We start from the raw sequence: 26,098 nt of genomic DNA on the forward strand, positions 1-26,098 counted from the left end.
GTCTATGGCGCTTCTTGGGAAAAAAGGGATGACAGGCCGCGGCCGGCTTGGGGACACTAGCGCCTTTCCGATTTGCCGAACCTGGAGTTTCCGATGACCGACAAAAGCCGCCAGATGACTGAAGAAGAGGCCGCCCAGTTTGTCGAACAGGTATTCAACGTGGCCCGTCAGGGTGACGCACAGATGCTCGACAAGCTGGCGGCCAGTGGCCTGCCGGTCAACCTGCGCAACCACAAGGGCGACACCTTGCTGATGCTGGCCGCCTATCACGGGCATGTCGAGGCCGTGCAGGTGCTGCTCAAGCACAACGCCGACCCCGAGATTCGCAACGACAATGGCCAGAGCCCGATAGCCGGCGCTGCCTTCAAGGGCGACCTGGCGGTAGTCAAGGCCTTGGTGGAGGGCGGCGCGCAAGTGGAAGGTTCGTCCTTTGACGGGCGTACCGCGTTGATGATGGCGGCGATGTTCAACCGCTGCGAAATCGTCACCTACCTGATCAGCCAGGGCGCCGATCCCAAGGCGCGCGACAGCAATGGTGTCAGTGCCCTGGAAGCCGCCAGGACCATGGGCGCGGTGGACACCGCCGCACAGCTGGAAAAACTCCTGGCCTGAGCCGTCAAGGCCCGAGGGGCGAGGGCGCCGGGTGCGCCTCACAGGCGTAGGTCTGGCCGCCCACTTTAGGCTATCCTTCGCGCCCTCGAATTTCCTTGCCTGCAGGATGTGCCCATGAAAACCGCCCTTATCGAACTCATCAGCAAAATCAGCTCCGGGTGCATGGGCGACGCCGAGATCCAGCAGATCGCCGACGAAGCGGCCCAGGCCTACGCCGATCCCCAGGCGTTCCTGGCGGCCAACCCGGACATCAACTATGACGACAGCTTCCCCATTCCCCTGGGCGAGTGGGTGGTGGTCGGCAGCTTGCCCGATACCGTGCTGTTTCAGGCCGACACTTATGTCGATCTGTTTGCACAGATCGTCGCTTCCTTCGGCAAGGACGTGCCTTTCAACATCAAGCCCAAGCAGCTGGCGAAGATCGAAGCCCTGACGGCCTTGAACCGCATCCAGATCCAGATGGGCAGCATGAACCCGGAAAACGGCGGCTATGTGCTGATGAATTTCAGCCAGTTGCTCGATGACGAGCTGCAGATGGTGCTGGTCTACGGCCATGACCTGCCGCGAGTGCTTGAGCTGTGTGCCGAGGTCGGGATCGCCGCGGCGCCGGCCCTGGAAGCGCTGAAGATTGCCGTGCACGTCTGAGCGGGTCTCCGTGCAATACAGGGGAACCCCGAAGGTGGGCGGCTATCCTAAGGAGGCACACCATCATTTGGGAGCGACACCATGGGTTCCACCTTCAATGGCCTGATTGGCCTGATCATTCTGGCCCTGGATATCTGGGCCATCATCAACGTGCTGAAAAGTGGCGCCGAAACCGGGATGAAGATCCTGTGGGTGCTGTTGATCATCTTCCTGCCGGTTTTGGGGTTGATCATCTGGGCCATTGCCGGGCCGCGAGGCAATGTGCGGCTCTGACCCGTGAAGGTTGCAAGATGAAGAAAAGGGCCGTCAGGCCCTTTTTGTGTGACTAAACATGCGTTGAACGAAATTTTCACAAAGCCTCAAAGACAATTCGCCGGCGTTTTTCCCCTGGTGTCAATCCCCGCCATCTGTTGTTCCAGAGCCGTAGGAGGTGGGCTGGTCGGTAGTGCCCACTAATCAATGGCAATGCCTTCAGTGATCGTGCAACATCTGCGCACCGCGTAATCCCCGTCGCCCTGGCGACAAAAAGAGGGCAGAACGCCGCTTTTTCTTTGCAACTTAAACTTCCAATGGGTCCTAAAACGACATGGCAAACTCGGATGCCCTGAGTCAGCAGCGATCCTCGAATCGCCTGCTGCAACCGACCGTTAAATCCCATCTGGCCTACACGCTGCTGTGTGCGCTGGTCGTGATGGTGATGCTCTCTTTGTTGCGCGTTGCGCTGCTGATCTACAACCGCGAGATGATTCTCGACACCCCGGCTTCGACCTTCCTTGAGGCGTTCGCCAATGGGCTGCGTTTTGACCTGCGGCTGGTGGTCTATCTCAGCGTTCCGCTGATCCTGGCGCTGACCAGTGCCCGGGCCATGGCGGCGCGCGGACTGTTGCGCTTCTGGCTGACGGTGACTTCCAGCATCGCGCTGTTCCTCGGCCTGATGGAGATGGACTTCTACCGTGAATTCCACCAGCGCCTCAACGGCTTGGTCTTTCAGTATGTGAAAGAAGATCCGAAAACCGTGATGAGCATGCTCTGGTACGGTTTCCCGGTGGTTCGCTACCTGCTGGCCTGGGCTGTGGGGACCTGGATTCTCAGCCTGGCATTCAAGGGCGCTGACCGCGCCACTCGGCCCCGTGGCCCGTTCAGCGGAGGCAATGTCGGTACGCGGCAGATTGCGCCCTGGTATGCGCGCATCGCGGTGTTCGTGGTCTGCCTGCTGATCTGTGTGGTCGCCGCCCGTGGCACGCTGCGGCAGGGCCCGCCCATGCGTTGGGGCGACGTCTACACCACCGAGTCGAACTTCGCCAACCAGCTGGGCCTCAACGGCACTCTGCAGTTGATGGCGGCCGCCAAGGATCGCCTGTCCGAAGACCGCAACAATATCTGGAAGGCGACCCTGCCTCAGCCATTGGCCCAGCAGACCGTACGCGACATGCTGCTGGTGCCGAACGACAAGCTGGTGGATGCGGACATCGCCGCCGTGCGCCGTAACTACAGCCCGGATGCGGACAAGACCCTGCCGATCAAGAACGTCGTGGTGATCCTGATGGAAAGCTTCGCCGGGCACTCGGTCGGTGCTCTGGAGCGTCCGGGTCAGATCACCCCTTATTTCGACAAGCTGTCGAAGGAAGGCCTGCTGTTCGATCGCTTCTTCTCCAACGGCACCCATACCCACCAGGGCATGTTCGCCACCATGGCTTGCTTCCCCAACCTGCCGGGCTTCGAGTACCTGATGCAGACCCCGGAAGGCAGCCACAAGCTGTCCGGCTTGCCGCAGCTGCTCAGCGCCCGCAAGTACGACGATGTGTATGTCTATAACGGTGATTTCGCCTGGGACAACCAGTCGGGGTTCTTTGGCAACCAGGGCATGACCAACTTCGTCGGCCGCAATGACTTCGTCAATCCGGTGTTCTCCGACCCGACCTGGGGTGTGTCCGACCAGGACATGTTCAACCGGGGCCTGGAAGAGTTGAAGGCCCGTGATGGCAAGGGGCCGTTCTACGCCCTGCTGCAAACCCTGTCCAACCACACCCCCTATGCGTTGCCGACACCATTGCCCGTGGAGAAGGTCACCGACCGTGGCAGCCTCAACGAGCACCTGACCGCCATGCGCTACTCCGACTGGGCGCTGGGCCAGTTCTTCGAGAAGGCGCGCAAGGAGCCGTACTTCAAGGAAACGCTGTTTGTCGTGGTCGGCGACCACGGTTTTGGCAATGAGCAACAGATCACGGAAATGGACCTGGGCCGTTTCAACGTGCCGATGCTGATGATCGCACCCGGTATCCAGGAGAAGTTCGGTCAGCGCGACCACACCGTGGGCACGCAGATCGATATCGTGCCGACCATCATGGGCCGCCTCGGTGGTGATGTGTTGCACCAGTGCTGGGGGCGTGACCTGCTCAACCTGCCCGAAGGCGACAAGGGCTTTGGCGTGATCAAGCCGTCGGGTAGCGATCAGACCGTGGCGCTGTTGACGGCGGATCGGGTGCTGGTCCTGCCCAAGGAAATGCCGCCCAGGCTGTACAAGTACGAACTGGGTGCAGCACCCGGAGGCGAGCTGATTTCCGGAGCCGCCGATGAGGCTCAGCTCAAGCAGAAGCTGGAATCCTTCCTGCAGACGGCGACCAAGAGCCTGATCGACAACACCGCCGGCGTGGTCAACGGCAAGCCGGATTGACCCTTGGACTTGTCGGCGCTTGTAGAGCGTTGGCAAGACCTTGCTGAGAAAGAAAACACCCCTGATGGGGTGTTTTTTTTTGCCTGTCGACAGATGAGGCCATTGATTTGTCTTGAGGTATTTCCCGTTCTTCTTGGGAAAAGTTTCTCGGTGATTAGTCGATTTCTCGCGTTTAAATGGGAAATTTCTTGGATTTTAGGATTCATCTGATGTTAGCCAATACAACAGACTGTAATGATCGCATCCGCTTCGGTCTGGACTGATACACGCAAAACTCCAGACCTGGAACGTAGCATTGATTATTAAATGGGGTGCTGGGTAGTACGCCATGATGATGGTTAAAGGGAGAGTTAAATGAAAAAGTTTCGTTTGGCGGCTGGTGTTGTATCGGCTCTACTCTTCGCGGCAAACAGTGCTTTTGCATATGATGTGCTGTTGAAGTTTGAGGGGAAGGTCGTGCCCACAACATGTCAAGTGGACGGACTTAATGAAATTGGAATGAACCCTGTTAGTACCGAGGCTCTTAAAGAACCAGGTGGTTACGCAGGTGAAAAGGTCTTTTTTATCAGCGTGTCGGGGTGTGATGGCACTAAGTTGAAAGGAATGTTTAGTCCTGATTTTTCTAAAGTTGACCATAAAACAGGCGCCCTTAAAAACAGTGTTCCCGATGGTTCCACGGCTATGATTCAACTGCTTGATCATGAAAGTAAACCTATTGATCTAATGCTCGATTCTATTAGTAAGCCCTTTTTTGCGCCTCTGTCTGTAAGTGCAAATGCCGCGCAATTCGTACTAGCTGCTCGGTACTTGGCAGGTGATGTCCCGGTGACAGCAGGGGATGTTAAAGCCGAACTAACCTTTGACCTTGTCTACGAGTGAAATCAAAGCCTTGAAGCCTGAGCTTCAAGGCTTAATCCTGTGAGCGATAGAGCCCATGTTTTGTTGTTTCTTTTCGCGTTTGATCACTTGTATCGCTATTTTGCTGTGCTCTCTCTCCGTCCAGGCCAGCGTGGTGGTTGATGCCACGCGAATTGTCTATCCAGCCAAGGAGCGCGAGGTTTCTCTCAGGCTGAGCAATCAGGGGCAACAAGCAGCGCTGGTACAGACCTGGATCGACGATGGCCGCGTCGATGCCAAGCCTGATGAGGTGGATACACCTTTCATGGTGACGCCGCCCATGGTGCGGATCGATCCCGACAAGGGGCAGTCGCTGCGGATTGCCTTTATACCGTCAACTCATTTGCCCAAGGATCGTGAGTCGGTGTTCTGGCTCAATGTGCTGGATGTACCCCCACTGGCGAGTGCGCAGGTCGGCAATCACATGCAACTGGCGTTTCGTACGCGTCTGAAGTTGTTTTTCCGCCCTGCGGATCTTCCGGGAAGTTCCACTGAAAGTGCGGAGAAACTGCGCTGGAATTTATCCAGGTCTGGCAAGGGCACTGTCTTGCAGGTGCACAATGATGGAGCCTTTCATGTGTCTTTCAAGTCGGTTGAGTTAAAGCTCAACAATGGTCGGGCTCTAACAGTAAAAAGTCATATGGTCGCTCCAAAATCATCTGCTGATTTTGTTTTTGAACAAACACCCAAAGCCTCGGATGTCGGGGTGGGTGTGATGTACGAATGGATCAACGATTTTGGAACCAATATGCGCGTTGAGGCCAAGCTTCAATAGTAAAGTGCTCCAGGAAAGTTATTGGTTTTATCCCTTTCTTAATGTTCGTGCCGAGGCATTTGCCTCGGTATTTTCGTCATTGACCCATCGTACTGACTGTTCGGGCAGGTTAGATGAGTGCTTTGTCAAAAAAGTTGTCGTTAGTTATGAGTTGCGTACTTGCTTGCTCTAGAAAATGTTTGGTTGTGCGTGATGGTTTTATTCTGGGCAGCATGACGCTGATCGGATCGTGGATGGTTATTGATGTCAGCGTGGCTGACGAACCGATTCGTTTCAATCCGGCGTTCTTTGGCAGCAGTCGTGGAGAAACGCTGGACCTGTCCAGGTATGAGCAAGGTAATCCGCTGACGCCCGGGACTTATCGCCTTGACGTGTATCTCAATCAAAACCGGGTTGGGACTCAAGAGATTCTGCTCAGGACCGTGGCCGATGGTTCAAGGGTCGAGCCCTGCCTGCCACCCGCTTTGCTGGAGCAACTGGGCGTTGATTTCACCCGGCTGCCCGAGGACCAGGCCAACCGGGCCCGAGCCGCCGAGTGCCTGGGGCCCGACGAAATGGTGCCTCAGGGGCGCCTGGAAGTGGACATGGCCGACTTGCGCGCTGATCTGTCCATTCCTCAGTTGTACCTGAGCCGGACCCAGCGCGGTTATGTGTCGTCCAAAGAGTGGGATGCGGGGGTCAATGCAGGCTTTCTCGGCTACAGCAACAACCTGTCCGAGAACCGTAGCAACGGACAGCGCAGTCGCCAGTTTTATAGCGGCCTCAATACGGGGCTCAACCTGGGCCAATGGCGCCTGCGACACAATGGCTCCTACAGTTATGACGATCAGTCAGGTTCCGGCGGTCGCAGCCAGTACAACGCCTTGAGCAGCTATGTGCAGCGCGATATCACCGCAGCCCAGGCCCAGCTGACCTTGGGGGAGTTCTATACCCCCGGCAATCTGTTCGACAGCTTTTCCTTTACCGGCGTACAACTGCGCAGCGATGAGCGCATGTTGCCTGATTCGATGCGTGGGTTTGCGCCCGTGGTGCGTGGCGTCGCCGATACCACCGCCAAGGTCAGCGTGCGTCAGGGCCAGAACCTGTTGCATGAAACTACGGTGCCCCCGGGGCCGTTTGCCATCGATGACCTGAACAGCGCGGGCTACGCCGGTGACCTCAATGTCACCATCACCGAAGCCGATGGGCGGACCAAAAGTTTTGTGGTGCCCTATGCCTCGATGGCCCAGTTACTGCGGCCCGGCAGTTCGCGCTTCAGCCTGAGTGCCGGACGCTACCGCGATGACAGCCTGGATACGCTGCCCGGTTTTGTCCAGGGAACCTATCAGTACGGCTTGTCCAATCTGTGGACCGGTTATGGCGGCAGTATCCTGGCTCAGGATTATCGGGCCTGGCAGGGCGGCGTGGCCTTGAGCACTTCCCTGGGAGCGGTGGCGCTGGATCTGACCCATTCCCAGGCCTCGGGCTTGAACGATTCAGAGGCTGACGGCCCCACGCAACTCAGTGGTCGCAGCCTGCGCTTGTCGTACAACAAGCTGATTGAAACCACTGCCACCAACTTCAGCGTGGCGGCCTATCGGTTCTCCAGTGAGGGTTATCTGAACTTCGACGAGTACGCTCGCCTGCGGGACAGCCCGTCGCAAGACCGGTCGTTCAAGCAACGCAGTCGGCTGCAGTTGAGCCTGAGTCAGCCGATAGGCGAGCGCATGGGGCAGCTGAACTTTTCCGCTCTGGCGCAGGATTACTGGCGTCGCGATCAGGGGCGGGATCTGAGCTATCAGGTGGGGTACTCCAACAGTTACAGCTGGGGAAGTTTCAGTTTCAGCGCCGCCCGCACCCGCAGCGGAGGGGGCAGCATGGACAATCAATACCTGCTCAGTATCAGTTTGCCTCTGGGACGCAGCCGCTATTCACCCTACCTGAGCTCGTCCATCAACTACGACGGCAGCGGCAATCACGGCGTCAATAGCTCCTTGAGTGGCAGTCTCGGCGAAAACGCCCAGGTCGGTTACAGCCTCTACGGTTCACGTGATCGTTATGCGGGGCAAAGCAACAGCAACTATGGCGGCAACCTGCGTTATGACGCGGCCCATGCCAACTACAACCTGAGCGCCAGCCGTGGCCAGAACTATCAGCAAGCCAGCTTCGCCATGCAAGGCACCCTGGTCGCCCACCCGGGCGGCATCAACGCCACCTCGGGGCAGGGCGAAACCATGGCCGTGCTCGAAGCCGCCGGGGCCAAGGGCGCCCAGGTCCTGAGTAACGCCAACACGCGGATCGCTGATAACGGTTATGCAGTCGTGACCGGACTTACTCCTTATCGACGCAACGATATGGCCCTGGACCCTAAGGGCACTTCCCGGGATGTCGAGTTGGAGATGACCTCGCAACAGACAGCTCCGCGTGCGGGGGCGGTGGTCATGTTGCGTTATCCGACCGTGGTGGGGACGGCCGTGCTGCTCAAACTGGTACGCGATGATGGCCAGATGATTCCCTTGGGCGCGCAAGTTCTCGGTGTCAATGGGGAGGTGTTGACGCAGGTCGGACAGGGCGGCCGAGCCTTTGTTCGGGGGTTGGAAGGTCAGGGCCAGTTGTTGATTCAGTGGGGGGCAGGGCAGAGTTGCCTGGCCTCTTATCGTATGCCCAGCGCCCCCTCCTCGAATGACGAGTATTACCAGCAATTGGAGTTGCCCTGCCATAAGGGCGGCGCAATCTTAAACAGGTAGGTAAGGGATGAGTATCAAAGTCCTGCTCAACAATCGATGGTCCTTAATGGCTTGGTTACTGCTTGCCACCATTCATGGCGGTCACGCTTGGGCCAATAAATGCATCGGAGAGCCATTGGCGACGCACTTCACCAGTGCCGATTTCGCCATGCTCAAGCCTCCGCGCGATATTCCGGTGGGCAGCACTATCCTGGTCAAGGAGATAGACCAGGGCAAAACCACCATGAACTGCAACGGCGACGGACTCTGGTTTGACTACGGCTTTGTCGGTGGCGCTACCAAGACCGCCTATGAACATGTCTATGAGACGGGAGTGCCTGGGATTGGCATGCGGATTTACTGGTACAACGAGGGAGGGGTTTATATGGACTGGCCCAGGTTCGAGCGTCGAATAACCCCCAACGCCTATTTACCACCGCACAAGTTCAAGTTCGAACTGGTGAAGACCGGCACCATCAGTTCGGGAAAGTTCATCGATCACAAGATCAGGATTTATTATCACAACCAACTGAGCAATGAGATTTTGTTCAATAACGTGTCCTACACCGCTCAGAGCAGGGGGTGTACTGTCGCCCGTCCGGTGCAAACGGTCACCATGCCCACTGTTCCACTGGGCAAGTTCAAGCCGGATGCCACTCCGATCGGCCCCAAGTCGTTTGCGATCGATCTTGAGTGTGACAAAGGCGTCAAGGTTGCCTATTACATCACCGGGCTCAACAGCAACCTGCATATTCTAAAAAATAGCGAGGGGAAGGGCATGGCCAAGGGCGTGGGCCTGTTCCTGGTACAAGGTGATGCCAGCAGCCCGATTCTGCAAGAGCTCAGCACCCGCACTGAATTCAAGACTTCGCAAACCACTGTCGATGGCGAATTGCTGAGTATCCCGCTCACCGTCTTTTATTTTCAGTACGGTCCGGAAGTAACGGCAGGCGATGTCCTGGCCAACGCCACGGTGACGTTCATGTATGAATGAACGGGGGTTCTTCACTCGTCTGTGAACCCTGCCCAGCGTCCTGTCGTCAGGACGCTGGCTGTTTCAGTAGTCAGTTCACGCTAAAGCGGTCTGGCTGATTCAAATCCTGCCCAGCAGCAATAACACCAAGAGCACCACCAGCACGACGCCGATGATTCCCGAAGGGCCGTAACCCCAACTTCTGGAGTGGGGGAATACAGGCAGGCCGCCAATCAGCAGCAAAATCAGAATGACGATCAGAATGGTGCCCATGGTGGTTTCCTTGAATTGAATAGAGTTGAACAACGCAGTTGTTCAAGGACAACTTGGCTTTATAAATAAAGCCAAGCGCTTAATAAATCCGACTCTGCACCTATCGAGATAATTCCAAATTTTTTAATGCATTGCGCTGCCCGGGTTATTTCCTTTGCGTCTGTCATCGGTCGCGCGGCACCGTGCACCCGGCCAGTGGTTTGCCCGGGGCATTCAGCAGCCTGATGGTGCGTGGGTGGCGCAGGGCCCTTCGCTACACTGCGGCCCATCTTCCCCGGAACAACAAGGCAACTCTTATGCACAATCGCATGATGATCACTGGCGCGGGCTCCGGCCTGGGTCGCGAAATCGCTTTGCGCTGGGCCCGCGATGGCTGGCGGCTGGCCTTGTCCGATGTCAGCGAAGCGGGTCTGCAGGAAACCCTGAAACGGGTCCGCGAAGCTGGTGGCGACGGCTTCGTGCAGCGCTGCGACGTGCGTGACTACAGCCAGTTGACGGCGTTTGCCCAGGCTTGCGAAGTCAAGTTCGGCGGCATCGACATCATCGTCAACAACGCCGGTGTGGCTTCGGGCGGTTTCTTCAGCGAGCTGTCCCTGGAGGATTGGGACTGGCAGATCGCGATCAACCTGATGGGCGTGGTCAAGGGCTGCAAGGCCTTTCTGCCGCTGCTGGAACAGAGCAAGGGCAAGATCATCAACATCGCCTCCATGGCCGCCTTGATGCAGGGCCCGGCCATGAGCAACTACAACGTGGCCAAGGCCGGCGTGGTGGCGTTGTCTGAGAGCCTGCTGGTCGAGCTGGCGCAGCAGGAAATCGGCGTGCACGTGGTCTGCCCGTCGTTCTTCCAGACCAACCTGCTGGATTCCTTCCGTGGTCCGACCCCGGCGATGAAGGCCCAGGTGGGCAAATTGCTGGAAAGCTCGCCGATTACCGCCGCCCAGATTGCCGATTACATCCACACCCAGGTCAACGCCGGCCAGTTCATGATCCTGCCCCACGAGCAGGGACGCATGGCCTGGGCCCTGAAGCAGCAGAACCCTCAGGCGCTGTACGACGAAATGACCCTGATGGCCGACAAGATGCGCGCCAAGGCCAAACAGAGCGCTCCTTGAGCTTGCTCCACCCCCTTGGCCTCGTTAGGGTTGCCGGCACCTGGCAATCCTGACGAGACCTTGCATGCTCAATTACCTGTGGTTCTTCCTCGCCGCGCTGTTTGAAATCGCCGGCTGCTATGCCTTCTGGATGTGGCTGCGCCAGGGCAAGAGCGCCTTGTGGGTGATTCCCGCCCTGATCAGCCTGACCCTGTTCGCCCTGCTGCTGACCAAAGTCGAAGCCACTTACGCCGGACGCGCCTATGCCGCCTACGGTGGCATCTACATCGTTGCATCCATTGGCTGGCTGGCGGTGGTGGAGCGGGTGCGGCCCCTGGGCTCGGACTGGCTGGGGCTGTTGCTGTGTGTGATCGGGGCCAGTGTGATTCTGTTCGGCCCGCGCTTTTCCAACGGTTGAGCATCCCGGCCCAAAGGTTTGGGCCGGTCCAGGCATCAGTCGAACAGCTCCTTGGGCACGTCGTGCTTGAGCATCAACTGGCACTGTTCGCTGTCCGGATCGAAAACGATCACCGCCTGGCCCTTGCTCAGGGCCTGACGAACCCGCAGCACACGGGTTTCCAGAGGCGTCTCATCGCCGTTGTCGGTGCCCTCGCGGGTGACGAAGTCTTCGATCAGACGGGTCAGGGTGTCGACTTCAAGTTGGTCGTGGGGAATCAGCATGGGGGCCTCCGAAAAACAATCCCGGATGCTACTGCGCCCGGGGCCGTGCCGCCAGTTGTAGCGCGCACAAACCCCGGGTCGCGGTTCAGGACCTGTTGCCCACCAGGCTGTCTACCGAGGGCACCCGAGTGTCGCTTTCCATCTGGGTGTCGTGTTCCAGCTGATGACTGAAGCGGTCCAGGGAACCCTGGGCCGGTTGTGCATCGCTGGCAAACACCGGCGGGCTGAGAATGTAGGCGCTGAGCAAGCGGCTGAGCGCCGCCAGGCTGTCGATGTGGGTGCGTTCGTAGCCGTGGGTGGCGTCGCAACCGAAGGCCAGCAGCGCCGTGCGAATGTCATGGCCGGCGGTCACGGCCGAGTGGGCGTCGCTGAAGTAGTAGCGGAACAGGTCGCGGCGCACCGGCAACTCGTGCTCGGCAGCCAGGCGCAGCAGGTGCCGGGACAGGTGATAGTCGTAAGGGCCGCCGGAGTCCTGCATGGCCACGCTGACCGCGTGTTCGCTGGAGTGCTGGCCCGGGGCGACCGGGGCGATGTCGATACCGACGAATTCACTGACATCCCAGGGCAGGGCCGCCGCCGCGCCGCTGCCGGTTTCCTCGGTGATGGTGAACAGCGGGTGGCAATCGATCATCAACGACTCACCGCTGTCGACGATGGCCTTGAGCGCTGCCAGCAGGGCGGCGACGCCGGCCTTGTCATCCAGGTGCCGGGCGCTGATGTGGCCGCTTTCGGTGAACTCCGGCAGCGGGTCGAAGGCGACAAAGTCGCCCACGCCTATACCTAAGGATTCGCAATCGGCGCGGGTGGTGCAGTAGGCGTCCAGGCGCAGTTCGATATGGTCCCAACTGATGGGCAGCTCATCCACCGCCGTGTTGAAGGCGTGGCCGGAGGCCATCAACGGCAGCACGCTGCCGCGCAATACGCCGTTGTCGGTGAACAGGCTGACCCGGCTACCCTCGGCAAAGCGGCTGGACCAGCAGCCCACCGGGGCCAGGGTCAGGCGGCCGTTGTCTTTCACCGCGCGCACGCTGGCACCGATGGTGTCCAGGTGTGCGGACACCGCCCGGTCCGGGCTGTTCTTCTGGCCCTTGAGGGTGGCGCGGATGGTGCCGCGCCGGGTCAGCTCGAAGGGAATGCCCAGTTCTTCCAGGCGTTCGGCAACGTAACGCACGATGGTGTCGGTAAAGCCGGTGGGGCTGGGAATGGCGAGCATTTCCAGAAGGACTTTCTGCAGGTAAGCGAGATCGGGCTGGGGAATCTGACGGGTCATGGAAACTCCGGATGAAAAAGGCCATCGATGGTTTCGATGAGGCAGTGAGAGGCCTGAAGAGGGCTTTCGCTGGCAAGCCAGCTCCTACGAATGAGGGTAGGAGCCGGCTGGCCGGCGAAGGATCAAGGCGCAGGTTGGCTGTGGGGAAACAGCAGGTCGATAAAACGCTCGGCAGTGGGTTGCGGGTCGTGGTTGGCCAGCCCGGCGCGCTCGTTGGCCTCGATGAACACATAGTCCGGCTGGTCCGCCGCGGGTACCAGCAGATCCAGGCCGACCACCGGAATGTCCAGGGCCCGGGCCGCGCGGATGGCGGCGTCGGCCAGGGCCGGATGGAGGAGGCTGGTGACGTCTTCCAGGGTGCCGCCGGTGTGCAGGTTGGCGGTGCGTCGGACGAACAGCCGCTCCCCGGCCGGCAGCACGCTGTTGTAGTCGTAACCGGCGGCATGCAGGGTGCGCTGGGTTTCCTGGTCCAGGGGGATCTTGCTTTCGCCTCCGGTGGCCGCCTGGCGTCGGCGGCTGCGGGCCTCGATCAACGCGCCAATGGAGTGCTGGCCGTCGCCGATGATCTCGGCGGGACGGCGAATGGCCGCGGCCACCACTTCAAAGCCGATCACCAGGATGCGCAGGTCCAGCCCTTCGTGGAAGCTCTCCAGCAGCACCCGGCTGTCAAAGCGGCGGGCGTGGTCGACGGCCTGCTGCACCTCTTCAATCGTGCTCAGATCCACGGCCACGCCTTGTCCCTGTTCTCCGTCCAACGGCTTGACCACCACTCGCTGGTGCTCGTCGAGAAACTCCAGGTTGTCGTCGGCGTTGCCCGCCAATTGCTGGGCGGGCAGCTTCAGGCCGGCCTCTTTGAGCACCTTGTGGGTCAGGCTCTTGTCCTGGCACAGGCTCATGCTGATGGCACTGGTCAGGTCGCTCAGGGATTCCCGGCAGCGCACCCGGCGACCGCCGTGGCTGAGGGTGAACAGCCCGGCGTCGGCGTCATCCACCTGGACATCGATGCCACGGCGATGGGCCTCCTCGACGATGATCCGTGCATAGGGGTTGAAGTCCGCCTGGGGCCCGGGGCCGAGGAACAGCGGCTGGTTGATGCCGTTCTTGCGCTTGATGGCAAAGGTCGACAGGGTGCGAAAGCCCAGCTTGGCGTAGAGGCTCTTGGCCTGGCGGTTGTCGTGCAGCACCGACAGGTCCAGATAGCTCAGGCCGCGGCTCATGAAGTGTTCGATCAGATGCCGCACCAGCACTTCGCCCACGCCCGGGCGGCTGCAATCGGGGTCCACCGCCAGGCACCAGAGGCTGCTGCCGTGCTCCGGGTCCTGGAAGGCCTTGTGATGATCAAGGCCCATGACGCTGCCGATCACCGCGCCGCTGTCCTGGTCTTCGGCCAGCCAGTACACCGGACCGCCCTGATGGCGCGGGGTCAGCCGTTGCGGGTCGATGGGCAGCATGCCCCGTGCCTGGTACAGGCGGTTGATGGCCTGCCAGTCGGACTCGCTTTGCGCGCGACGGATGCGGAAGCCGCGAAACACCCGGGTGGCCTGGCGGTAGTCGCTGAACCACAGGCGCAGGGTGTCGGAAGGGTCGAGGAACAGCTGCGTCGGTTCCAGGCCCAGCACCTGCTGCGGCGCGGCCACATACAGAGCAATGTCGCGTTCACCGGGCTGCTCGTTGAGCAGTTCCGCGGCGAGGCTGCCGGGATCGGGAAAGGTGTGGCCGATCAGCAGTCGGCCCCAGCCGCAGTGCAGGGCAATGGGGGCGTTGCCGGGTTCGCTGCCGTCTTCGGCAAAGCGCGCTTGCAGACGTTCATAGGAGGGCGCCTGGCCGCGCAGCAGGCGTTGGCTGTAAGCCGTGGCATTGGCTTTCATCGGTCAGATTCCTTGTTCGCTGAGCCACAGGTTCAAGGCCGCCAGTTGCCACAGCTTGGAGCCGCGCAGTGGGGTCAGTTGGCCCTGGGGATCGGTCAGCAGGCGATCGAGCATGGCCGGGTTGAACAGGCCGCGATCCTGGCTCGGGTCCAGCAGCAGTTCACGCACCCAGTTCAGGGTGTCGCCCTGCAAATGCTTGAGGCCCGGCACCGGGAAGTAGCCTTTCTTGCGGTCGATGACCGCGCTGGGGATCACCCGCCGCGCCGCTTCCTTGAGCACCTGCTTGCCACCGTCCGGCAGCTTGAAGCGTGCCGGCACCCGGGCCGACAGCTCCACCAGGCGGTAGTCGAGGAACGGCGTGCGCGCCTCCAGGCCCCAGGCCATGGTCATGTTATCCACACGTTTGACCGGGTCATCCACCAGCATCACCGTGCTGTCCAGGCGCAGGGCCTTGTCCACAGGCGCGTCGGCGCCGGGTTGGGCGAAATGCTCGCGGACGAAGTCGCCGGCGGCGTCGTGTGCCGTCAGCCATTGCGGCTGCACGGTGGCCGCGTAGTCGTCGTAGCTGCGATCGAAGAAGGCCGCACGGTAGGCAGCATACGGGTCGCTGGCGCCGTCTACCTGCGGGTACCAGTGGTAGCCGGCGAACAGTTCGTCGGCGCCCTGGCCGCTTTGCACCACCTTGCAGTGCTTGGCCACTTCTCGGGACAACAAATAGAAGGCGATGCAATCGTGGCTGACCATCGGTTCGCTCATGGCGCGGAACGCCGCCGGCAACTGGTCGATGATCTCGCCCTCGTCGATGCGCAACTGGTGATGCCGGGTGCCGTAGTGGCGGGCAATCAGGTCCGAGTACTGGAACTCGTCGCCGCGTTCGCCGCCGGCATCCTCGAAGCCGATGGAGAAGGTCGACAGGTCGTCCACCCCGACGTCTCGCAGCAGGCCCACCAGCAGGCTGGAATCGACACCGCCGGACAGCAGCACGCCGACATCCACCGCGGCCCGCTGACGGATGGCCACTGCCTCGCGGGTGCTATCGAGCACCCGGTCAGTCCAGTCTTCCAGGGTCAGCTGGGTTTCGTCGGCACGGGGGCCGTAGGGCAGGGACCACCAGGTCTGCTGTTCGGTGCGGCCGTCGGCTTCGATGCGCATCCAGGTGGCCGGTGGCAGTTTCTCGATGCCCGCCAGCAAGGTGCGTGGCGCCGGCACCACGGCGTGGAAGTTCAGGTAGTGATTGAGCGCCACCGGATCGAGAATCGGGTTGATGTCGCCGCCCTTGAGCAAGGCCGGCAGGGCCGAGGCGAAGCGCAGGCGCTGGCCGTTGCGCGACAGGTACAGAGGCTTGACCCCGAGGCGGTCGCGGGCGATGAACAGGCGCTGGGCGTCGCGCTCCCAGATGGCGAAGGCGAACATGCCGTTGAGCTTGGGCAGCAGGTCGGCGCCCCAGGCGTGATAGCCCTTGAGCAGCACTTCGGTGTCACCGCCGGAATGGAAGGCATAGCCCCGGGCTTCCAGTTCGGCGCGCAATTCGGGGAAGTTGTAGATCGCGCCGTTGAAGGCCAGGGACAGGCCCAGTTGGTTGTCGATCATGGGCTGCGCCGAGCCGTCCGACAGGTCCATGATTTTCAGTCGTCGATGGCCCAGGGCGATCGGGCCCTGGCTGTGAAAGCCCCAGGCGTCGGGGCCACGGGGGGCCAGGTGATGAGTGATTCGTTCAACCGCTGCCAGGTCGGCAGGTTGATGATCAAAGCGTAATTCGCCAGCTAATCCGCACATAAGTCCTTACCGGTTTTTCCGTTGGGGAGAGTCAATCCGCAGTCGCCAAAACGGCGGCTACCTGGAAACTGACCTGTGCATAACTCGGGAGTTTTAGACCGATCGGTTATAAGCCGACCGGTGGTGCTGAGGCGTGAAGAGCGGTTTTGCGTTCGGCCAAGGGCCGGCGGCGCTCTTCAACACCCGGGGTTGGCGCTCTGTCTCAGGCCTTGCCGCGAATCAGGCGGCGCAGGGCAAAGCGATTGGGATGGCAGGCTTCGGCCACGCTCCTGGGCAGTGGCAGCGGCTCGTTTTCCAGCCAGGCGGCCAGCAGTTCGCCGGACAGTGGCGCGGTAATCAGGCCGCGAGAACCGTGGCCGCTGTTGATGTACAGGCCATCGAGCCAGGGGCAGGGCAGGTCCGGCACCTGGCGCGCGTCCTTGCCCAGGGCGGCGTAGGTGTCGGCGAACGCTGCCGGGGCCGCCAGGGGGCCGACGATGGGCAGGTAGTCCGGGCTGGTGCAACGGAAGGCCGCACGACCTTGCAGGCGGTCCAGGGGCAGTTGCTCGGCGTTCAGGCGTTGCAGCAGATCACTGGAGATTTCCCGCAGCATGTCCAGGTTGCCGGCATGCTCGGCGCTGGTCGGGGTCAGGTCCTGGCTCTTGAAGTCGAAGCTGGCGCCCAGGGTGTGCTCCCCAAGGCGCGGCGGAGCGACGTAACCCTCGGCGCAGACCACGGTGGCCAGGCTCTGGCTTTGCGCGGTCTGCGGCAGGCGGGTGATCTGCCCGCGAATGCGCTTGAGGGGCAATTCGGCACTGGCCGGGAAGCGCCTGATTTCGGCGGCACCGGCAAGGATCACCACCGCCGCACTGGCCAGCATCCGTTCGCCGTCCCAGGCTTGCCATTGCTGATCGACCCGGCGTAACTCCAGCACCTCCCGGTGCGCCAGGATCTGGATCTGCGGATGATCGGCCTGCCACTGACACAGCGCTGGCGGATGCACCCAGCCGCCTTCGGGGTAGAACAGGCCGCCGTGTTCCAGGCCGATGCCGGCCAGGGCCTGGGCCTCTGGCTGGCCCAGCTGCCGCAGCAGGTCGGCGGGGAAGGCCGCGGCCAACTGCGCCTGGCGCTCGGCTTCCTTGGGGTTGAAGGCCAGTTGCAGTACCCCGCAGCCGTCCCAGTCCAGGCCACGTTGCAGGTGTTCCAGCTGGCGCCGGGTGTAGCCGAAACCGCTGAGGATCATTTGCGATAGCGCAGTGCCGTGGGCGGAGAGCTTGAGGTAGAGCACCCCTTGCGGATTGCCCGAGGCTTCCTGGGCCAGTTGTTCGTGGCGTTCGAGCAATTGCACCTGCCAGCCGCGGGCGGCAAGGCTGGCCGCACTGGAGCAGCCGGCCAGGCCGCCGCCGATCACCAGGGCGGTTTTGGCCTGGGCCGGCGGGCGGGCGAACCACGGCTTGGCCTGTGCCGGCGATGGACTGTCCTCGGGCCAGCCCAGGAATTCGCCGCGCAGCACTTCCCACTTGCGACCGATGCCCGGGGTGCGCTTCATCTTGAAACCCGCCGCGTTCAACAGGCGGCGTACCCAGCCGGTGCTGGTAAAGGTGCTGAGGGTGGAACCCGGTGCCGCCAGGCGCGCCAGTTCGGCGAACAGTTCCGGGGTCCACATGTCGGGGTTCTTCGCCGGGGCGAAGCCGTCGAGAAACCAGGCGTCGATCTGTGCGTCCAGTTGCGGCAATTGTTCCAGGGCGTCGCCGATCAGCAGGGTCAGGGTGACCCGGCCGTCGTCCAGCACGATGCGCTGGAAACCGCCGTGCACGGCGACGTAGTGCTTGAGCAACTGCTGGCTCAGTTCCGTCAGTTCCGGCCACAGGGCCAGGGCCCGTTGCAGATCGGCCGGACTCAGGGGGTACTTTTCCACGCTGACGAAATGCAGCCGTGCAGTGGCCGGCGCCTGCTGCCGGAACAACTGCCAGGCGCAGAGAAAGTTCAGTCCGGTGCCGAAGCCGGTTTCACCGATGACGAATCGCGCATCGGCATTCAAGGCGGCAAAGCGTTCTCGCAGGCGGTTCTGTTCGATGAACACATGGCGGGTTTCCTCCAGGCCCGAGTCGCTGGAGAAGTACACGTCATCGAAGACCCGCGAGCGCGGGCGTCCTTGGTCGTCCCAGTCGAGCTGGGCGTGGGGCAGTTCAGGTGTCATGTTCGGCTCGTCTGGCGCAAGGCGGCCATTCTAGCCGATCGCCCGCGCCGTGCCTGATCCACGGCAAGGCTGAGCGGGGTCGGGGATTTGTTTTCCTTGGCCGAGGCCGATCCGCTAGTCTTGGACAATTCTTGGAAGGAGCCACCCATGTTCGAATCCGCTGAAATCGGTCACGCCATCGACAAAGAAACCTACGATGCCGAAGTGCCGGCCTTGCGCGAAGCCTTGCTCGAGGCGCAGTTCGAGCTGCGCCAGAAGGCCAGGTTTCCGGTGATTGTGTTGATCAATGGCGTCGAGGGCGCGGGCAAGGGCGAGACGGTCAAGCTGCTCAACGAATGGATGGACCCGCGGCTGATCGAAGTGCGCACCTTCGACCAGCAGACCGATGAAGAACTGTCGCGACCGCCGGCCTGGCGCTACTGGCGGATGCTTCCGGCCAAGGGCCGCATGGGGGTGTTCTTCGGCAACTGGTACAGCCAGATGCTCCAGGGCCGGGTGCATGGCCAGATCAAGGACCCGCGCCTGGACCAGGCGATCAATGGCGCCGAACGCCTGGAAAAGATGCTCTGCGATGAAGGCGCGCTGATCTTCAAGTTCTGGTTTCACCTGTCCAAGAAACAGATGAAGGACCGCCTCAAGTCCTTGCAGGATGATCCGCTGCACAGCTGGCGCATCAGCCCGCTGGACTGGCAGCAGTCAGAAACCTACGACAAGTTCGTCAAGTACGGCGAGCGGGTCCTGCGGCGTACCAGTCGCGACTATGCGCCCTGGCATGTGATCGAGGGTGTCGATCCGCATTACCGCAGCCTTACCGTGGGCCGGATCCTTCTGGAGGGCCTGCAGAATGCCTTGAACCGCCAGCCGCTGAGACCGGCCCAGGTCAACGCCGCGCCGTTGCCGACAGCGGTGGATGAGCTGAGTCTGCTGGACAGCCTGGACATGACCCAGCACCTGGACAAGGACGACTACGAGGAGCAGTTGATTACCGAGCAGGCGCGCCTGGCCGGTCTGCTGCGGGACAAGCGCATGCGCAAGCACGCCCTGGTGGCGGTCTTCGAGGGCAATGACGCGGCGGGCAAGGGCGGCGCCATTCGTCGGGTCGCCGCGGCCCTGGACCCGCGCCAATACAGCATCGTGCCGATTGCCGCGCCCACTGAAGACGAACGCGCGCAGCCCTATCTCTGGCGTTTCTGGCGGCATATTCCGGCGCGCGGCAAGTTCACCATCTTCGATCGTTCCTGGTACGGCCGGGTTCTGGTGGAGCGGGTCGAGGGCTTCTGCCAGCCCGCTGACTGGCTGCGGGCCTACAGCGAGATCAACGACTTCGAGGAGCAGTTGGCCGATGCCCGGGTGATTGTGGTGAAGTTCTGGCTGGCCATCGACAAGGACACGCAACTGGAGCGTTTCCAGGCGCGGGAGGCGATTCCCTTCAAGCGCTTCAAGATCACCGAGGACGATTGGCGCAACCGCGATAAATGGGGCGATTACCGCCTTGCCGTCGGCGACATGGTCGACCGTACCAGTACCGAAGTGGCGCCCTGGACCCTGGTGGAAGCCAACGACAAGCGCTGGGCCCGGGTCAAGGTTCTGCGCACCATCAACCGTGCCCTGGAAGCCGCCTTCGAGCGCTCCGACAAGCACGACAAGAAAGACCGGAAGGACAAGAAGTAGGCCGATGGTCGCGCATACGCCCAGTGAATGATTGTCGCGGCAGCGAGGGAGGGGCATCTATGCTCGAGGCTCTTCCTGCTGCCAACAACAATGAGGTGCGTCATGCGTGAAGTGGTGATCGTCGACAGCGTACGGACTGGCCTGGCCAAGTCCTTTCGCGGCAAGTTCAACCAGACCCGTCCGGATGACATGGCCGCGCACTGCGTCAATGCGCTGCTCGCCCGCAATGGCATCGATCCGGCCAGCGTCGAGGACTGCATCGTCGGCGCCGGTTCCAATGAAGGGGCCCAGGGCTTCAACATCGGCCGCAACGTCGCGGTGCTCTCGGCCCTGGGTACCGGCACGGCGGGCATGACCCTCAACCGTTTCTGCTCCTCGGGCCTGCAGGCGATCGCCATTGCCGCCAACCAGATCGCCTCCGGCTGCAGCGACATCATCGTTGCCGGTGGTGTCGAATCCATCAGCCTGACCATGAAGAGCGTCAACACCGACAACCTGATCAACCCGCTGCTCAAGGAGCAGGTGCCGGGCATCTACTTCCCCATGGGCCAGACCGCCGAGGTGGTGGCCCGGCGCTACAACGTCAGCCGTGAAGCCCAGGACCGGTATTCCCTGCAAAGCCAGCAGCGTACCGCCCAGGCCCAGGCCGACGGCCTGTTTCGCGACGAGATCGTGCCGATGACGGTCAAGTACCACATCGAGGACAAGCACACCGGGCAAGTACAGATGCTCGACGGTGTAGTGGATCGTGACGACTGCAACCGCCCGGATACCACCCTGGAAAACCTTGCGGCCCTCAAGCCGGTGTTTGCCGAGGACGGTTCGGTGACCGCGGGCAACTCTTCGCAGCTGTCCGATGGCGCCTCCATGACCCTGGTGATGAGCCTGGAACGGGCCCTGGCCCTGGGGCTCAAGCCCAAGGCGTTCTTCCGTGGCTTTACGGTCGCCGGCTGCGAGCCGGACGAGATGGGCATCGGCCCGGTGTTCTCGGTGCCCAAGCTGCTCAAGGCCAAGGGCCTGAAGGTGGACGACATCGATCTGTGGGAACTCAACGAGGCATTTGCCTCGCAGTGCCTGTATGCCCGCGACCGCCTGGAGATCGACAACGCCAAGTACAACGTCAATGGCGGCTCGATCTCCATCGGCCACCCGTTCGGCATGACCGGCTCGCGCCAGGTCGGGCATCTGGTGCGTGAATTGCAGCGGCGCAACCTGCGTTACGGCATTGTCACCATGTGCGTGGGCGGTGGCATGGGCGCCACGGGGCTGTTCGAAGCCGTGCGCTAGTTTTCGCGGAGTCGGCAAGCCGGCTCCTGCGGGGCCGGTTTGCGACCTGCACAATTCTGTTTGCGCTGGGTCGCCAACTGTCACTGTGTCGAGGGTTGGCGCAGGCCTAGAATGTGCACCTCATTGGCACGGCTTTTTGGGGTTCGCATGCACGTCTCGTCCGGTCGTTGGGTCTACGGTCTGTTCCTGGCCCTGTTGACCGCGCTGTTGTGGGGCATCCTGCCCATCAAGCTCAAGCAAGTGCTGCTGGTGATGGACCCGGTCACCGTGACCTGGTTTCGCCTGACGGTCTCCGGCGGCTGCCTGTTGCTCTATCTGGCGGCGGCCAGGCGCTTGCCAAGCTGGCGCTTGCTTGGGCCGAAAGGGATATGGCTGGTACCGATCTCGGTCTTGGGCCTGGTGGGCAACTACGTGCTGTACCTGATGGGCCTGAACCTGCTGAGCCCAGGCACCGCGCAACTGGTGGTGCAGATGGGACCGATCCTGTTGCTGATCGCCAGTGTGTTTGTGTTCAAGGAGCGGTTCAGCCTGGGGCAGGGCCTGGGGTTGCTGGTGCTGCTGATTGGCTTCGGGCTGTTCTTCAATCAACGGCTGACCGAGCTGCTGACCTCGCTCAGTGACTACACCGCCGGCGTCCTGACTATTCTCGCCGCTTCCGCGGTCTGGACCTTCTATGCCCTGGGCCAGAAGCAGCTGCTGAGCGTGTGGAATTCCTTGCAGGTGATGATGGTGATCTACCTGTTCTGCGCCTTGCTGCTGACGCCCTGGGTACGCCCGCTGGAAGCCCTGGAGCTGAGCCCCCTGCAAGGCTGGCTGTTGCTCGCCTGTTGCCTGAATACCCTGATCGCCTACGGTGCCTTTGCCGAGGCCCTGGCGCATTGGGAGGCGTCGCGGGTCAGCGCGACCCTGGCGATCACGCCCCTGGTGACCTTTGCCGCGGTGGCGTGGGCGGCCTGGGTCTGGCCGGAGCATGTGCAGGCCGAACAGATCAACGGCCTGGGTTATGGTGGGGCGTTGCTGGTGGTGCTGGGGTCGGCGCTGACGGCCCTGGGGCCGTCATTGATGGCGGGGTTGCGCGCCCGGCGGCAGCGGATCGCGGCGGGGTGAGCTGCGCTGGCGAGTCAGTTCCTGCAGCAACCCGTCTGTAGGGACTGGCTGGCCAGCGAACAAGACGCCGCGCTAACCCTGTTTTCCGGCCTCCAGCATGTTTTCCGGGCGGACCCAGGCATCGAACTGCTCATCGGTCAGGTAGCCCAGCTCCAGCGCCGCTTCGCGCAGGGTCAGGTTTTCGGCATAGGCCTTCTTGGCGATCTCGGCGGCCTTGTCGTAGCCGATGTGGGTGTTCAGCGCGGTCACCAGCATCAGGCCGCGTTCCAGGTGCGCGGCCATCTGCTGGGGATCCGGTTCCAGCGCGGCGATGCAGTGCTGCTGGAAGTTGCTGCAGCCGTCGGCCAGCAAGCGGATCGATTGCAACAGGTTGTGGATGATCACCGGCTTGAACACGTTCAACTGCAGATGGCCCTGGCTGGCGGCAAAGCCGATCGCCACGTCGTTGCCCATCACCTGGCAGGCGAGCATCGACAGGGCTTCGCACTGGGTCGGGTTGACCTTGCCGGGCATGATCGAGCTGCCCGGTTCGTTGGCCGGCAGCTTGACTTCGGCCAGCCCCGCCCGCGGGCCAGAGCCCAGCAGGCGCAGGTCGTTGGCGATTTTCATCAGGCACACCGCGAGGGTTTTCAGCGCGCCGGACAGGGTGGTCAGCGGCTCGTGGCCGGCCAGGGCGGCGAACTTGTTGGGGGCGGTGACGAACGGCAGGCCGGACAGCGCGGCCAGTTCGGCGGCAATGGCTTCACCGAAGCCGTGGGGCGAATTCAGCCCGGTGCCCACCGCGGTGCCGCCCTGGGCCAGTTCGCAGACCGCCGGCAAGGCGCTGCGGATGGCCCGTTCGGCGTAGCCCAGTTGAGCGATGAAGGCGGAGATTTCCTGACCGAAGGTAATGGGCGTGGCGTCCATCATGTGGGTGCGCCCGGTCTTCACCAGCTTCATGTGCCGGGCCGACAGTTCGGCCAGGCCGCCGGACAGCTCGGTGATCGCCGGCAGCAGTTGGAACTGCACGGCCTGGGCCGCCGCGATGTGCATGGCGGTGGGGAAGCAGTCGTTGGAGCTTTGCGAGCGGTTGACATGATCGTTGGGGTGCACCGGAGACTTGCCGCCCCGGGGATTGCCCGCCAGTTCGTTGGCCCGCCCGGCCAGGACCTCGTTGACGTTCATGTTGCTCTGGGTGCCGCTGCCGGTCTGCCACACCACCAGGGGGAACTGATCGTCATGCTCGCCGGCCAGCACTTCGTCGGCTGCCTGTTCGATCAGCCGGGCGATGTCGGCGGGGATATCGCCATTGCGATCATTGACCCGGGCGGCGGCTTTCTTGATCAGGGCCAGGGCATGCAGCACGGCCAGGGGCATGCGCTCGTTGCCGATGGCGAAGTTGATCAGCGAGCGCTGGGTCTGTGCGCCCCAATAGGCTTGTTCCGGGACTTCAACCTGGCCCAGGCTGTCGGTTTCGATTCGATTCATCGTGACATTCCTCCAAGTCTGACTGGCCAGTTTAGGCCCTGATCTGCGGCCCGGGTTCCGTGCGCGGAGGTTTTGTGTCGGTTATCCGGGCAAAACCGGGGTCGCTGGGGCGTGGGGTTGAGGGACGCGGATTAATAGGCGCAGAATGGGCGCCCTTGGGGTTTTACCTCGCCTGCTAGAAAAGGAAACTCGATGACCCGTTTTCGTGCCATCTGTACCGCGGTTGTTCTGGTGTGTGCCAGCGGCCAGGTTCTTGCCGATACCGCCAGCCACAACGCCAGTGCCGAGGCCTTCCTGACCCTGGCCCATGCGGACAAGCTCGGTACGCCGGTGTACATGCAAGTCCAGCAAATGTTCGCCCAGCGTTTTGAACAGACCAAAGCCCCGGAATCCAAGCGCGCTCTGCTGGAAACCTACCAGGCCAAGGCCAACGCCGCGCTGGATCAGGCCATTGGCTGGAACAAGCTGAAACCGGACATGGTCAAGCTCTACACCAGCAACTTCAGCGAGTCCGAGCTCAAGGACCTGGTCGCGTTCTACCAGTCGCCACTGGGCAAGAAAGTCCTGGAAAAAATGCCCCAACTGACCCAGCAATCGGCGCAGATGACCCAGGCCAAGCTGGAAAGCGCGGTGCCGGTGGTGAACAAGCTGCTGGCCGACATGACCGCCGAGCTCGAGCCCAAGGCGGCCCCGGCGAAGAAGAAGTAAGCGGAGCCCGCAATGACCATGCAACAACGTATCGAAGCGGCGCTCGCGGCCTTGCAGCCCGAGCACCTGCAAGTGCTGGATGAAAGCCACATGCACAGCCGTGGCCTGGAAACCCACTTCAAGGCGGTACTGGTCAGCGAGCAGTTCGCCGGCCTCAACAGCGTCAAGCGTCACCAGAAGGTCTACGCCACCCTCGGTGAGCTGATGGGCCAGTTCCATGCGTTGGCGCTGCACACCTACACCCCCGAGGAGTGGTCGAAGATCGGTGTGGCTCCGGCCTCGCCGACCTGCGCCGGTGGTCGATAGGAGCGGGTGCGTCTCGCCGCAGTTCTGAGGTCACTCAGGTGCGGCTTGCCGCTTGGAGCTTGAGGCTGCCTTTCTGATAGAATCCGCAACGCGCCGCTTATGCCGGCGCGTTTTTTTTTGCATCCGGTTCACCCTTTACGAGGGTAGCCACCTGGAGAGATTTCCCATGACACAACCCATTGTCGTGGCGGCACTGTACAAGTTCGTCACCCTCGAAGATTACGTCAGCCTGCGCGAGCCCCTGTTGCAGGCCATGCTCGACAACGGCATCAAGGGCACCTTGCTGATCGCCGAAGAAGGCATCAACGGCACGGTTTCCGGCAGCCGCGAAGGCATTGACGGGCTGCTGGCCTGGCTGAAGAACGATCCGCGCATGGTCGATATCGATCACAAAGAGTCGTATTGCGACGAGCAGCCGTTCTATCGCACCAAGGTCAAGCTCAAGAAAGAGATCGTCACCCTTGGCGTGCCCGGCGTGGACCCCAACAAGAAAGTCGGGACCTATGTCGAGCCCCAGGACTGGAACGCCCTGATCAGCGATCCGGAAGTGCTGCTGATCGACACCCGTAACGACTACGAAGTGTCCATCGGCACCTTCGAAGGCGCCATCGACCCCAAGACCACCAGCTTCCGCGAGTTTCCGGACTACATCAAAGCCAACTTCGACCCAAGCAAGCACAAGAAGGTGGCGATGTTCTGCACCGGCGGCATCCGTTGCGAGAAGGCTTCGAGCTACATGCTCAGCGAGGGCTTCGACGAGGTGTTCCACCTCAAGGGCGGGATCCTCAAGTACCTCGAAGAGGTGCCACAAGAGGAGAGCAAGTGGCAGGGCGACTGCTTCGTGTTCGACAACCGGGTCACCGTTCGCCACGACTTGAGCGAAGGCGACTACGATCAATGTCATGCCTGCCGGACTCCGGTGAGCGTCGAGGATCGGGCGTCCGAGCACTATGTGCCCGGCATCAGCTGCCCGCATTGCTGGGACAAGCTGAGCGAGAAGACCCGCCGCAGTGCCATCGACCGGCAGAAGCAGATCGAATTGGCCAAGGCGCGCAACATGCCGCACCCGATCGGTTACAACTACAAGCAATCTTCCTCCGAGGCTTGAGCCATGTCTGCCCGCCTGCTCTATG

General features: G+C 61.8%; 23 protein-coding genes. 16 read left to right on the forward strand and 7 right to left on the reverse strand.

The genetic code is table 11. The features are described 5' to 3' along the window. The first annotated feature begins 93 nt into the window (after positions 1-93). The 8 genes from ACMGG8_RS12905 (at position 94) to ACMGG8_RS12940 (ending at position 9,302) form a co-directional block, all read left to right on the forward strand. The gene (locus ACMGG8_RS12905; protein WP_108546090.1) at positions 94-612 is read left to right on the forward strand and encodes an ankyrin repeat domain-containing protein; all 519 of its coding nucleotides are present in this window, start codon (positions 94-96) and stop codon (positions 610-612) included. Between the two features lie 114 nt (positions 613-726). Next, positions 727-1,257, forward strand: a complete 531-nt coding sequence (locus ACMGG8_RS12910) for a hypothetical protein (protein WP_060840478.1) — start codon at positions 727-729, stop codon at positions 1,255-1,257. An 81-nt stretch (positions 1,258-1,338) separates the two neighbouring features. Then, entirely contained in the window at positions 1,339-1,530 is a 192-nt protein-coding gene (locus ACMGG8_RS12915; RefSeq protein WP_060840477.1) for a PLDc N-terminal domain-containing protein, read from the forward strand. 313 nt (positions 1,531-1,843) lie between these two features. Next, positions 1,844-3,931, forward strand: a complete 2,088-nt coding sequence (locus ACMGG8_RS12920) for an LTA synthase family protein (protein WP_060840476.1) — start codon at positions 1,844-1,846, stop codon at positions 3,929-3,931. A 354-nt stretch (positions 3,932-4,285) separates the two neighbouring features. Then, positions 4,286-4,810, forward strand: a complete 525-nt coding sequence (locus ACMGG8_RS12925) for a fimbrial protein (RefSeq protein WP_148659669.1) — start codon at positions 4,286-4,288, stop codon at positions 4,808-4,810. A 55-nt stretch (positions 4,811-4,865) separates the two neighbouring features. Then, positions 4,866-5,603 (forward strand): fimbria/pilus periplasmic chaperone, encoded by a 738-nt coding sequence (locus ACMGG8_RS12930; RefSeq protein WP_414159666.1) that lies wholly within the window; start codon positions 4,866-4,868, stop codon positions 5,601-5,603. 233 nt (positions 5,604-5,836) lie between these two features. Continuing rightward, complete coding sequence (locus ACMGG8_RS12935; RefSeq protein ID WP_414159667.1) at positions 5,837-8,329, forward strand: fimbria/pilus outer membrane usher protein; 2,493 nt, start codon at positions 5,837-5,839, stop codon at positions 8,327-8,329. A 7-nt stretch (positions 8,330-8,336) separates the two neighbouring features. Then, positions 8,337-9,302, forward strand: coding sequence for a fimbrial protein (locus ACMGG8_RS12940; protein WP_060844319.1), 966 nt, complete (start codon positions 8,337-8,339; stop codon positions 9,300-9,302). 99 nt (positions 9,303-9,401) lie between these two features. Here the strand turns inward: ACMGG8_RS12940 and ACMGG8_RS12945 are convergent, their stop codons facing one another. After that, positions 9,402-9,554: a DUF3309 family protein gene (locus tag ACMGG8_RS12945; protein ID WP_007945780.1), complete on the reverse strand. Its 153-nt coding sequence runs from the start codon at positions 9,552-9,554 to the stop codon at positions 9,402-9,404. Between the two features lie 296 nt (positions 9,555-9,850). On the opposite strand from ACMGG8_RS12945, the gene ACMGG8_RS12950 reads away from it, so the two are divergent. Both ACMGG8_RS12950 and ACMGG8_RS12955 read left to right on the forward strand, forming a co-directional pair. Beyond that, positions 9,851-10,666 (forward strand): SDR family oxidoreductase, encoded by an 816-nt coding sequence (locus ACMGG8_RS12950; protein WP_102860826.1) that lies wholly within the window; start codon positions 9,851-9,853, stop codon positions 10,664-10,666. A gap of 64 nt (positions 10,667-10,730) precedes the next feature. Continuing rightward, the gene (locus tag ACMGG8_RS12955; protein ID WP_102860827.1) at positions 10,731-11,063 is read left to right on the forward strand and encodes a YnfA family protein; all 333 of its coding nucleotides are present in this window, start codon (positions 10,731-10,733) and stop codon (positions 11,061-11,063) included. A gap of 35 nt (positions 11,064-11,098) precedes the next feature. Here ACMGG8_RS12955 and ACMGG8_RS12960 read toward each other — a convergent pair whose 3' ends face one another. The 5 genes from ACMGG8_RS12960 to mnmC form a co-directional block, all read right to left on the reverse strand. After that, positions 11,099-11,326 (reverse strand): YheU family protein, encoded by a 228-nt coding sequence (locus ACMGG8_RS12960; RefSeq protein WP_025127101.1) that lies wholly within the window; start codon positions 11,324-11,326, stop codon positions 11,099-11,101. Positions 11,327-11,411: 85 nt separating this feature from the next. Beyond that, positions 11,412-12,596, reverse strand: a complete 1,185-nt coding sequence (locus tag ACMGG8_RS12965) for an osmoprotectant NAGGN system M42 family peptidase (RefSeq protein ID WP_060840470.1) — start codon at positions 12,594-12,596, stop codon at positions 11,412-11,414. A gap of 122 nt (positions 12,597-12,718) precedes the next feature. After that, a complete protein-coding gene (ngg, locus tag ACMGG8_RS12970; RefSeq protein WP_414159668.1) occupies positions 12,719-14,464 on the reverse strand; it encodes an N-acetylglutaminylglutamine synthetase in 1,746 nt (581 codons plus the stop codon). 3 nt (positions 14,465-14,467) lie between these two features. Then, complete coding sequence (locus ACMGG8_RS12975) at positions 14,468-16,240, reverse strand: N-acetylglutaminylglutamine amidotransferase (protein ID WP_414159669.1); 1,773 nt, start codon at positions 16,238-16,240, stop codon at positions 14,468-14,470. Positions 16,241-16,442: 202 nt separating this feature from the next. After that, on the reverse strand, positions 16,443-18,419 hold the full coding sequence (mnmC, locus tag ACMGG8_RS12980; RefSeq protein ID WP_414159670.1) for a bifunctional tRNA (5-methylaminomethyl-2-thiouridine)(34)-methyltransferase MnmD/FAD-dependent 5-carboxymethylaminomethyl-2-thiouridine(34) oxidoreductase MnmC: 1,977 nt from the start codon (positions 18,417-18,419) through the stop codon (positions 16,443-16,445). 147 nt (positions 18,420-18,566) lie between these two features. On the opposite strand from mnmC, the gene pap reads away from it, so the two are divergent. The 3 genes from pap (at position 18,567) to ACMGG8_RS12995 (ending at position 22,484) form a co-directional block, all read left to right on the forward strand. Then, positions 18,567-20,090, forward strand: a complete 1,524-nt coding sequence (pap, locus tag ACMGG8_RS12985) for a polyphosphate:AMP phosphotransferase (protein WP_414159671.1) — start codon at positions 18,567-18,569, stop codon at positions 20,088-20,090. A gap of 102 nt (positions 20,091-20,192) precedes the next feature. Next, positions 20,193-21,377, forward strand: a complete 1,185-nt coding sequence (locus ACMGG8_RS12990; RefSeq protein ID WP_414159672.1) for a thiolase family protein — start codon at positions 20,193-20,195, stop codon at positions 21,375-21,377. A gap of 147 nt (positions 21,378-21,524) precedes the next feature. Then, the gene (locus tag ACMGG8_RS12995; protein WP_414159673.1) at positions 21,525-22,484 is read left to right on the forward strand and encodes a DMT family transporter; all 960 of its coding nucleotides are present in this window, start codon (positions 21,525-21,527) and stop codon (positions 22,482-22,484) included. 72 nt (positions 22,485-22,556) lie between these two features. Here the strand turns inward: ACMGG8_RS12995 and ACMGG8_RS13000 are convergent, their stop codons facing one another. Further along, positions 22,557-23,951 carry a class II fumarate hydratase gene (locus tag ACMGG8_RS13000; RefSeq protein ID WP_414159674.1) on the reverse strand — a complete coding sequence of 465 codons (1,395 nt, stop codon included), beginning with the start codon at positions 23,949-23,951 and terminating at the stop codon, positions 22,557-22,559. A gap of 192 nt (positions 23,952-24,143) precedes the next feature. On the opposite strand from ACMGG8_RS13000, the gene ACMGG8_RS13005 reads away from it, so the two are divergent. From ACMGG8_RS13005 to ACMGG8_RS13015, 3 genes are all read left to right on the forward strand, one after another. Next, positions 24,144-24,659 (forward strand): DUF2059 domain-containing protein, encoded by a 516-nt coding sequence (locus ACMGG8_RS13005; protein ID WP_042940787.1) that lies wholly within the window; start codon positions 24,144-24,146, stop codon positions 24,657-24,659. A 12-nt stretch (positions 24,660-24,671) separates the two neighbouring features. Beyond that, entirely contained in the window at positions 24,672-24,965 is a 294-nt protein-coding gene (locus ACMGG8_RS13010; protein WP_060840462.1) for a BolA family protein, read from the forward strand. 166 nt (positions 24,966-25,131) lie between these two features. Next, entirely contained in the window at positions 25,132-26,073 is a 942-nt protein-coding gene (locus ACMGG8_RS13015; RefSeq protein ID WP_060844311.1) for a rhodanese-related sulfurtransferase, read from the forward strand. The last annotated feature ends 25 nt before the right edge of the window (positions 26,074-26,098 follow it).

Origin of the sequence: Pseudomonas sp. BNK-45, assembly GCF_047456255.1 — a bacterium.
GTDB lineage: Bacteria > Pseudomonadota > Gammaproteobacteria > Pseudomonadales > Pseudomonadaceae > Aquipseudomonas.